Source organism: Pacificoceanicola algae, assembly GCF_049341065.1.
Classification (GTDB): domain Bacteria; phylum Pseudomonadota; class Alphaproteobacteria; order Rhodobacterales; family Rhodobacteraceae; genus Pacificoceanicola.
Map to the genome: position 1 here is coordinate 42,889 of NZ_JBMPIX010000028.1, position 8,834 is coordinate 51,722.

The following is an 8,834-nucleotide window of genomic DNA, read 5'->3' on the forward strand; positions in this document are numbered from 1 at the left end:
CGAACCTATACCAAACCGGCTGATCTGGTCTGCTGGGTGCCGCCATACGGCGATCGGTTACTTGCGGTAGATAAAATCCTGGTCAGTGGTTCCGGGCAAAGTGTCCAGCACTTCTCGGACTCGATCATGCACAGGTGACTTTTTGCATACGGGGTCTGTTGCTTCGGCATCATGGGCCAAAGCCATGGCCTGACACCGGCAGCCTCCGAAGTCTATTTCCTTACGGTCACAACTCTGACAGGGCTCGGGCATCCAGTCAGTGCCTCGGTACGCGTTAAAGGCGGTGCTGTTGTACCAAATATCGGACAAATGTTCATCCCGCACGTTTGCAAACTTCAGATGGGTGATCGTTTGTGCGGCATGGCAAGGTAAAACGGTTCCATTTGGTGTGACATTCAAACCGGTCGATCCCCAGCCGCCCATACAGGCCTTGGGATAGTCCGAGTAGTAATCCGGCGGTACGAAATCAAAGGCAAGAACCCCTCTTAGCCGGCGACTGGCCTCGGCGACGGATTCCTTTACAGCCTGTGTTTGTTCACGCGTCGGCAGCAAGGCAGCGCGGTTGGACAGAGCCCAGCCGTGAAATTGGACACACGCAACTTCAAGCCGCCGGGCGCCAAGCTCAACCGCCATTTCGATGGTGCGGTCCAGATCATCCAGATTCTGTCGGTGCATGACCGCATTCAGTGTTAGCGGGATGCCGCGCGCGCCGATCTCTTTGGCGATGGCCATTTTGCGCTCAAAGCCTCCGCGATAGCCGCCAATCCGGTCTGCCAACTCTTGGTTGGTGCCTTGAAGGGACAATTGAATATGGTCCAGCCCGGCCGCCTCAAGCCGATCCAACCGCTTGGGCGTCAGTCCAATGCCCGACGTGATCAGATTGGTGTAGAGCCCGATGCGGGCGGCCTGGGCTGTCAGTTCTTCAAGATCGCGGCGTGACGCAGGCTCGCCCCCCGACAGGTGCAGTTGCAGAACGCCGAGATCGAAGGCCTGTTGGAACACATCCACCCAGGTCTGGGTGTCCAGCTCGGTCTCTTTGCGCTCAAGCTCGACCGGGTTGCTGCAATAGGGGCAGCTGAGTGGGCAGCGGTGAGTGAGTTCTGCCAACAGCGCGATGGGCGGCGGGGCGGTCATGTCTGCACCAACACATAGAGACGGCTACGCAGGGCCTGCAGAAACCGTTGAACATCGGTTTCGACCTGATCGGCGGGTGCGCCGTACGTAGTGGCAAGATCAGTGACGATCTGGCCAAACGAGGTCTGGCCATCGACCCGTGACAGGATGGCAACGCCGATATCGTCCAGCTCGATCACCTTTTCCGGAGCCTGCAGGACCATGCGGTCGCGCACCGCGTCACGCTGAACCCGCACACCGCGCGGCAGATAGGGACGGTCGGTCTGGTGCAGCTCAATCGTCATAACAGGCCCTCTCCCGGTTTCCACGCACCGGGCGGGATCAGGCCCGGCTCCACATATCCCGACCAGAGCGCATCCAACTGCGCCCACAGCACGTTGGTTTTGAAGATCAGCGCTTCGCAGGCCATGTCCTCTTTCTCCGCTGTGTCGGCATGGTCCAGAACCCAGTTCAGGCCGAATGCCACGTCCTTAGGCGCTTGGGTCAGGCGTTTTTGGAAATAGGACAGGCTGTCAGGATTGGCAAAATCGTAATGCTGCAACAGGCCCTCTATCCGCTGTTCGTGGATTTTCGGGGCAAACAACTCGGTCAGAGAAGACGCGACCGCCTGCAGCAGGGGCTTTTCACGCACGTAGTGCACATAGGCGTCGACGGCGAATTGGGTCGCTGGAAGAATACCGCGGCCCGAGGCGACATAGTCGGGGTCCAGCCCCACGGCCTCGGCCAGTTTCAGCCAGCGCCGGATGCCACCGCCCTCGGCCACGCCGCCATCGTGGTCTTCTATGCGGGATCGCCACTCACGCCGGATATCGGGATCGGTGCAGCGTGACATAAAGGCGGCATCCTTCATGGGAATTGCCGCTTGGTAGGCCCAGCGATTGATCACCCAAGCGCGCACCTGATCGGGGGTGCACTGACCACTGTGCAGCCGGTGATGAAACGGGTGTTTGTCGTGATAGCGCTCCGCCCCGATCTGGCGCAGGCGGGCCTCAAGGGTGTCGCGGCTCATATCGAGATCTCCTGTCCGTCATAGGCGATAGTCCAGCCTGCGGTTTCCACAAAGGCGCGCTCAGAGCTGTCAGGTTGCAAAACAGGGTTGGTGTTGTTGATGTGGATAAAGGTTTTGGCCGCGCGGATGTCTTTCAGCCGCGCGATCGATCCCTCAGGTCCGCTGATCGAGATATGCCCCATGCGCTGCCCGGTTTTCACGCCGGTTCCGGTGCGGATCATCTCATCATCGTCCCAAAGCGTGCCGTCAAAAAACAGCTGGTCGGCATCTGCAATCCGGGCAAGCAGATCGTCGGTCACCTGCGCGCAGCCAGGGATGTAATAGGCGGTCTTGTCTGCGGTGGTCAGCCGGACGCCGACAGTCTGTTCGCCCAGCAGATCGGTCTGGACGCTGTCGCCCTCCATGAACAGCGGCACCTTGCCAGGAACCGCAAAAAGCTGCGCCCGCAACCCTTCCTGAAGCTTGAATTCATCGCCGAGGGCAATCTGCCGACGGCCCACTTTCTCGCGATTGACCGCATCGAATATCCGGTTGTCGGACAGAACATCCAAAATATCGCCCGTGGCAAACAGGGTAAACGGGGTCTGTTCACGCAGGCTGAGCAGCCCGGCGATATGGTCGATATCCCCGTTGGTCAGCAGGACAGAGGCCACAGGCGTGTCGCGCAGCGCGCGGGGGTGCATTTTGGGGCTGTCCAGCATCTGCTGGCGAATATCGGGCGAGGCGTTCAGGATGCTCCAGTTCAGGCCATCCGGGGAAACTGCCAAAGAGGATTGGCCGGAGGGCGGGATTTTCCCCTTACGGGCGTCCTCGCAATTCCGGCAACCACAGTTCCATTGTGGCAAACCGCCACCTGCAGAAGCCCCAAGAACTAGAAAGTGCACTTTGGGCCTCCGCTGAGTTTACGTGATCAGAACAGGTCGCGCTCGTGCTCGCGGCCTTCATCCTCGGACGGAGAATACATGTTTATCTCCATGCCGCAATTCACTTCCTTCAGCTTCGGTGTACTCCAGGTCATAGTATCCTCCCGGTGATTGACTGGCGTTGTTTGAAACCTACAACCGGCGTGATTTTCAGAAAATGCTGCTTTGGTCGTAAGGATGGAATGCAATGTTGAGGGTCGGGATGGCTGCGTCAATAGTCTTGGGGTCGTAGAGGCGGGACTTAGGACTTTCGTCGAATGTCACGGCTGCGGGGGGAAATATACTCTCACGCTCATGCGCGCGATCCTGCTACTTGTGTTTTTGCTTCTCAACTGCCTGTCGGTTCGGGCAGAGCCTTTCCCGCGTGAGCAGATCGAAACCTATATCCGCGCCCCGTTTTCACTAGGCGATGCGCTGAACGATGATGGCGTTTACAGCCTGCTTAATTCCGGCGGCAGTGAGGCTGGATATGTATTTGAATCCGAGCCTTTAGCCCCCTTGCCAGGGTTTTCGGGCGCACCGATCAACATGCTGGTGGTGCTGGACCTTGAGGGTCGCTTTCTGGACGTCCAACTGATCGAACACAATGAGCCGATCTTTGTCTCGGGTCTGGGTGAGGCCCCGTTTCACAAGTTCTTTGAACAATACGGCGGGCTATCAATTTCGGATTCGATTGTGGTGGGAACGCCCTATGGCGATGCGGCGGCGGGTTCACAGCTTGTTTATCTGGATGGCGTCACCAAAGCGACAGCCAGCGTGCGTATTGCCCACGAATCCGTTATGGGAGCTGCGCTGGCAGTGGCCCGTGAAAAGATGCAGGGTCTGGCGACCGGGCCGCCCGCCTTTCCCGACCCCGAGTACCGAGAGGATTTGACCTGGCAGGATCTGGTCGATCAGGGAATCGTCACGCGCAAGACCTACACCAACGCGCAGGTCGACGCCCTGTTCGCAGGCACCTTGTGGGCGGATGACGACCCAGAAGCGCAGGAATTTCCGGATGAACCATACTTGGACATCTGGGTCGTCGATCTGGGCCCCACCTCCATCGCCCGCGCCGCGCTTGCCGAGGACAGTTTCGATGACCTCCAGAGTTTTCTGGAAATTTCGGACAATGATGAACCGATCCTGGTGATTGAAACCGCGCGCCACGGTCTGGTCAGCGAAGAATTCGTGCGCAATACAGCACCTGACTGGCTGTCGGCGGAACAGGACGGCTTTCCGGTTGCCCTGCGCGATGCCGATCTTTTCGTGGAGTTGGCCGACGGTCTGCCGGACGGCACCGCCATGATCCTGCGCACGGACCGCAGGTTGGGCTTTGACCCCTCACGCGATTGGGTTCTGAAGGTGCTGGCTGTGCGCGAACACGGCATGTTCCAGCCCGAAACGGGGTCGGTCACTCTGGACGTGCCCCATGTCACGCCCGAGCGGTTCTTTGCGCGCCCTGTTCAGATCACGCCGGTCCCGCCGTGGCTTGAGGCATTGCGCAACCGTCAGGGCGACATGATCGTTCTAGGGGTTTTCCTGACCGGCCTCGTTGTCGCGCTTACCTTTCGCATGAATGCACTGGCGGCACAGCCTTTGTTTACCCCGATCCGCTTGGGCGTGCTGGCCGTTGTTATCGGTTTTGTCGGATGGTGGGGACAGGGGCAGCTTTCCATCGTCACCGTTCTTGGAACACTCAGAACAGCAGTCGAAGGCGGCAGTTTCGCATTCCTGCTGTATGACCCGTTTTCCCTGCTGATCTGGGCGGTGTCCATCGCCGGTTTCATCGCATGGGGCCGAGGGCTGTTCTGCGGATGGCTCTGTCCTTTCGGCGCGTTGCAGGAATTCGCGCACCACCTGGGCAAAACCCTTCGCCTGCCGCAGATTGAACCGTCCGAGGCCTGGGACAGGCGTCTGAAATGGTTGAAATACGTCATCCTCGCGGGCCTTGTAGGTGTTGTGCTTATCGCCCCCGATCAGGTGGACAAGGCCACCGAGATCGAGCCTTTCAAGACTGCGGTCACCACCTTCTTTGTGCGGGAATGGTATTACGTGGCCTATGCGGTGGGATGGGTTTTTCTGGGCATGGTGCTGTTCAAGGGGTTTTGCCGCTATGTCTGCCCGCTTGGGGCTTTCATGGCGATTGGCGGCTTGGTACGCGGTCGGGATTGGATCGACCGGCGTGCGGAATGCGGCTCTCCCTGCCAATTGTGCAAGGTCAAATGCAAATACGGAGCCATCGCCAAAAGTGGGCGTATCCAATATGACGAATGCTTTCAATGCCTTGACTGCGTTTCGATCCATGACGACAGCACGAAATGCGTGCCTTTGATTGTCGCTGCCCGACGCCGAGACAGAGAGGTCGCCGCCGAATGATAAACCGTCGCCGCTTCCTTGCCATCTCTGCTGCTGCGCTGACCACACCGGCGGTTGCCCAGCCCACAAAATGGTACGGCTACGCCTTGGGCGCGGAGGTCAGCTTAACCTTTGACGCTCCTCCCGAGGTTGCTGAACCCGCCATTGCCCGCGTCCGAGCCGAGCTTGGACGCTGCGAGGCACTGTTCAGCCTCTACCGCCCGGAATCCGATTTGTCTCAGTTGAACCGTTTTGGTCACCTGAAGGCACCGGCGCCCGAAATGCTTAGGTTGCTGCGGGCCTGCGATCGCGCATACCGGCAGACTGACGGGCGTTTTGATCCGACCGTTCAACCCATATGGCAGGCAGCGGCACAGAATGGAGATCTCGAAGCTGCTCGGAAAACTCTTGGTTGGGACCGCGTTCGGATTTCACCTGATCATATTGCTTTGGATTCAGGTCAGGCGTTGACGCTGAATGGTATCGCACAGGGCTATGCCACAGATTTGGTCACAGAAGTGCTGCGTCAGGCGGGTTGGAGAGTACCGTAAAGTGTGGGGCAATCATGCAGCCATTTCGGTTTCGGACGAAGGCTTCAACGCCGGATGCCATTGCTCGAACTTGGCGCGCAGGGTGCCATCGAGGGCTCTGGTTCGGGTTTGCAGCATGAGGTGCGCGCCTCGTTTTGACCAGCGCATTTGCTGCCGCTTGCCGAAGCGCTTTCCAACAACGGTGTTGACGGTGCTTTCGACAAAGCCGGTTGAAACGCGTTCACCGTACCGTCGTCTTTCCGCATAGTTCGGGATCATCAAGGCGTTGTTGGCGATGTAGGTCTCGAACTCGGACGCCGCCTTCCGAAGTGCCTTGATGCTGGCATAGTCCGTCTCGACAACTTCCAGATCGATGACAAGGTCTTCGATCGCTGCCTGACCATTGTGAAGGTTGCCATTCCAAAGGAACCCTTTGATCTGGCGCAGCAGGCGGGCAATGGCTTCGGCCTCTGCGGGATTGTGATGCGCAAGCCCTTTGACGTATTGCTGCATGACGGTGATGCGCATGGTGATGTGGAACCAATCCAGGATATGCTCAGAGGAAGGTGCCATGTGTCGCGCCATGTGGATGACGGTGTCTCCACCGTCAGTCATGAATGTCACTGGATGGTTTTCCTGCCAACCCTGATCCTTCAAAACTTCATGCAGTCGCCGCTTGGGCTTGTCATCATGACTTTGGACAAGCCCAAGATAGCGGCTCGGGCGATCTGTGGGGATGGATTTGCCGACGGTGACCTCGAAATGCGACTGACCCGCGTCGCGAGACCGAACATAGCCACCGTCGATACCGACGGTGATTTGGCCCTCAGGGTTGGGAAGCTGGGCGCGCTGGTGGGGACTGGTTTCAATGAAACTGTAACGCTCATCAGAAAGTTCGGCCTCCATCCGCGTGGCCACACGCCCCAGATGTCTGCGGATGGTGTCTGGATTTAGCCTCATATCAATCGGCAGGACATCTTTCAGCAGGTTAGTCGTGACCCCGAAAGATACAAGCGAAGCCCATTTCGTCTCAAGCCAGAGCAACTCCGGGGCGATATGGTCGGGCAAAAGTTCGTTCAGAGGACTGAAAGTTTTGGCTGGACCATTGTGGCACTGGCAGGAATAGAAGCGCGGACTTTCAACGGCGATGTCACCGAAGACCGTCCGGTATCGAATTTGCCGGCGCCCTTTGCCACGAAGCTTTCGATCACAGCACGTACAGCGGGCACGTTGGATACAAAACGCTTCGCATTGCGCGGCAACAACTTTCCGCTGGATGCCCAAAAGAACGGCTTTGCCTTCCTCTATGGACAGGCCGATGTCACCAGCAGCCTCAATGCCCTTGGAGAATGCGGCGATCCTATCCGTGTGAGCGGTGCCATCTGGCGCAGTTATTGTGACGCTGATTTCGATATCCATCTTCGGGGTCTGCCTGCTTGATTATATTGGTTCTGAATCTCTCGCCCGCATGATTGTCTGCCGACTGGTGCCCATTTCGCGTGCGATGGAGGAAACTGTCGCGCCATTGGCAATCTTTTCGCGGACCAGCGCCTGCTGATCAGCCGAAAGGGTTGATGGGCGCCCCAGTGTTTTGCCTTGCGCTTTCGCACGCGCCAGCCCCGATTGCGTGCGTTCGATCAGAAGGTCTCGCTCGAACTGGGCAACTGCGTTGATCACACCCATCGTCAGCTTGCCCGCAGAACTGGTCAGATCCACGCCGCCCAAGGCGAGGCAATGCACACGGATGCCCAAGACTTCCAGCTTGGCCACGGTCGTACTGACATCGATCGCATCGCGCCCCAGCCGGTCCAGCTTAGTCACGACAAGAACATCGCCACGCTCCATCTTGTCCAGAAGACGCGCAAATCCCTTCCGCTGTGCGATGGCCTGTGAGCCGGAAACCGTTTCGGTAATGATCCGGTGTGGCTCCACCGCAAATCCTGCGGCAGCGATCTCCCGGATCTGGTTTTCGGGGTCCTGTTCGACGGTCGATACTCTGGCGTAGGCGAATGTTCTGGTCACAGCATTGCAATTCTGTCCGGAAATGTTGTCCAAAATAATACGCCTGTTCGATACAGGTTCAAGATAATTTATGGACAGATCATTACGCCCTGTCCGGAACCGAACCATTTCGGACGGCCCTTACCACATCTGCTGGCGCATCAGGTCGCGATGATCTCCGGATCGAAACCGCTTGTTCACAGCACCCCGTGAGAATTTCCCGTCGACGAACGGCTTGCGAGCAACCATCCGTTCCATCGCAGCTTCCACCTCGTCAGACATGAAATCAGATACCGGCCGATTGGGGGCGTTCGCTGCTACAACATCTTCAAGGAAACCAACCATGACGCCCATGTCATTCCAGGCATCATAGCCGTCAGCCTCATCCCGCCGTTCAAGATACCCATATACACCACCGCAATCTTCAGGCGGGCAGGCTCCGGAACCGCCTATGCAGGCCGGATAGGTTTTCTTTGGTGGCGGATTAATCGCTTCAACACGAATTTCGTGTTCCCAGTTATTCCCCATATCGTAAACGTAGGAAAATCGTTCGTTCTCGCGGAACCCAAACTGCTGCAAGGATACATCCGGGTTTCCAGCATGCAACTCCAACGAGCCGTATTGTACCGCGTGAACCTCGAAGAGGAACAGATGAATGCCCTCCCAGCCCATCGCAACCTGAAGAATGCCGTGCAGTTCACGCAGTGTCGTCGAATCCGATACCAAAACACGCCGCCAGATCATCGGGCTCAACCCAAGAAGGCGTACCTTTAGCTGATAGATTGGAGAAGCGGATGACATCCAAAATCCTTGCCAGCATCAATCCCAAAATTCAACTGCCCCACACTTTACGGTACTCTCCCAGACCAGCAATCATGGTATTTAACATAAACTTCATTA

At 57.7% G+C, this 8,834-nt stretch carries 10 protein-coding genes; 2 read left to right on the top strand and 8 right to left on the bottom strand.

The genetic code is table 11. From position 1 onward, the window contains the following. Positions 1-57: 57 nt before the first annotated feature. Genes pqqE through pqqA form a run of 5 tightly spaced genes read right to left on the bottom strand, consistent with a single transcriptional unit; the run spans position 58 to position 3,161 of the window. Positions 58-1,134 carry a pyrroloquinoline quinone biosynthesis protein PqqE gene (gene pqqE, locus ACOYQJ_RS23230; RefSeq protein ID WP_303958687.1) on the bottom strand — a complete coding sequence of 359 codons (1,077 nt, stop codon included), beginning with the start codon at positions 1,132-1,134 and terminating at the stop codon, positions 58-60. Continuing rightward, on the bottom strand, positions 1,131-1,418 hold the full coding sequence (gene pqqD, locus ACOYQJ_RS23235) for a pyrroloquinoline quinone biosynthesis peptide chaperone PqqD (protein ID WP_303958685.1): 288 nt from the start codon (positions 1,416-1,418) through the stop codon (positions 1,131-1,133). The genes pqqE and pqqD overlap by 4 nt, the downstream gene beginning before the upstream one ends. After that, the gene (gene pqqC / locus ACOYQJ_RS23240; RefSeq protein WP_303958683.1) at positions 1,415-2,143 is read right to left on the bottom strand and encodes a pyrroloquinoline-quinone synthase PqqC; all 729 of its coding nucleotides are present in this window, start codon (positions 2,141-2,143) and stop codon (positions 1,415-1,417) included. Before pqqC ends, pqqD begins: the two co-directional genes overlap by 4 nt. Then, a complete protein-coding gene (gene pqqB / locus ACOYQJ_RS23245) occupies positions 2,140-3,027 on the bottom strand; it encodes a pyrroloquinoline quinone biosynthesis protein PqqB (RefSeq protein ID WP_303958681.1) in 888 nt (295 codons plus the stop codon). Before pqqB ends, pqqC begins: the two co-directional genes overlap by 4 nt. Positions 3,028-3,053: 26 nt before the next feature. Further along, positions 3,054-3,161, bottom strand: a complete 108-nt coding sequence (gene pqqA, locus ACOYQJ_RS23250) for a pyrroloquinoline quinone precursor peptide PqqA (RefSeq protein ID WP_170537497.1) — start codon at positions 3,159-3,161, stop codon at positions 3,054-3,056. A gap of 199 nt (positions 3,162-3,360) precedes the next feature. Between pqqA and ACOYQJ_RS23255 the strand changes: the two genes are divergently transcribed. Both ACOYQJ_RS23255 and ACOYQJ_RS23260 read left to right on the top strand, forming a co-directional pair. Beyond that, complete coding sequence (locus ACOYQJ_RS23255; RefSeq protein WP_422908298.1) at positions 3,361-5,424, top strand: 4Fe-4S binding protein; 2,064 nt, start codon at positions 3,361-3,363, stop codon at positions 5,422-5,424. Further along, positions 5,421-5,954 carry an FAD:protein FMN transferase gene (locus ACOYQJ_RS23260; RefSeq protein WP_422908299.1) on the top strand — a complete coding sequence of 178 codons (534 nt, stop codon included), beginning with the start codon at positions 5,421-5,423 and terminating at the stop codon, positions 5,952-5,954. The genes ACOYQJ_RS23255 and ACOYQJ_RS23260 overlap by 4 nt, the downstream gene beginning before the upstream one ends. Positions 5,955-5,966: 12 nt before the next feature. Here the strand turns inward: ACOYQJ_RS23260 and ACOYQJ_RS23265 are convergent, their stop codons facing one another. From ACOYQJ_RS23265 to ACOYQJ_RS23275, 3 genes are all read right to left on the bottom strand, one after another. Beyond that, positions 5,967-7,352: an ISKra4 family transposase gene (locus ACOYQJ_RS23265; RefSeq protein WP_037239053.1), complete on the bottom strand. Its 1,386-nt coding sequence runs from the start codon at positions 7,350-7,352 to the stop codon at positions 5,967-5,969. Between the two features lie 21 nt (positions 7,353-7,373). After that, entirely contained in the window at positions 7,374-7,955 is a 582-nt protein-coding gene (locus tag ACOYQJ_RS23270) for a recombinase family protein (protein ID WP_037239051.1), read from the bottom strand. Between the two features lie 120 nt (positions 7,956-8,075). Further along, positions 8,076-8,735 carry a plasmid pRiA4b ORF-3 family protein gene (locus ACOYQJ_RS23275; RefSeq protein ID WP_037239049.1) on the bottom strand — a complete coding sequence of 220 codons (660 nt, stop codon included), beginning with the start codon at positions 8,733-8,735 and terminating at the stop codon, positions 8,076-8,078. Between the last annotated feature and the right edge of the window lie 99 nt (positions 8,736-8,834).